The organism is Streptomyces sp. WM6386, from assembly GCF_000972385.1.
GTDB lineage: Bacteria > Actinomycetota > Actinomycetes > Streptomycetales > Streptomycetaceae > Streptomyces.
Genome location: NZ_JXTE01000416.1, coordinates 1 through 539 on the forward strand (window position 1 = coordinate 1; position 539 = coordinate 539).

Genomic DNA, 539 nt, shown 5'->3' on the forward strand with positions numbered 1-539 from the left:
CGATCACTGCGTCGCGGTCTCGGTCCAGGCCCCGGGCGAAGGAGTCCAGGTGGGGCAGATCGGTCGTGCGGACCTGGACGATCCAGCGTGAGAGCCCGTCGGCGTCTTTTTCGCGAGGGATCAGGAGCTGGGCGAAGTCCGCGATGTGGGCGGCCAGTTGGGTCATCTCGGGGCAGGCGGCGGTGAGCGCCACCAGATCCAGCGCCGCCTCCGGCTCCCTGAAGGCCTTGCCCATGTACTCGTAGAGAGTGGGGCGCTGCTGCAGGTCGTCCGCCCCCAGTCCTTGGTGGTCGGCAGCGCGATCACCCGGGTGCCACTGCCTCGCACGGAAACGACGAACCCCTTGTCCGCGAGATCCTTCAACACCTTCTGCACGGCATCCCGGGACACCTGAAGATCTTTCACGAGGTCACGCTGGCCCGGAAACATGTCGCCGACTCGGTAGGTCCCGTCGGTCAGCCGCAGCCACAGGGCATTGTGCACACGGCTATAGATCCGGCCACCGGCCTCGCGACGCTTCGAAGTGCTCACATCCCGAA

The 539-nt window shown here is 66.4% G+C and carries 1 protein-coding gene and 1 pseudogene; both read right to left on the reverse strand.

Annotated features, from left to right (window positions below):
• A pseudogene (locus TN53_RS42015) lies at positions 1-187 on the reverse strand (ISL3 family transposase); the annotation flags it as partial.
• Positions 163-531 carry a winged helix-turn-helix domain-containing protein gene (locus TN53_RS49715; RefSeq protein WP_095047016.1) on the reverse strand — a complete coding sequence of 123 codons (369 nt, stop codon included), beginning with the start codon at positions 529-531 and terminating at the stop codon, positions 163-165. The gene TN53_RS49715 and the pseudogene TN53_RS42015, both read right to left, overlap by 25 nt.
• Between the last annotated feature and the right edge of the window lie 8 nt (positions 532-539).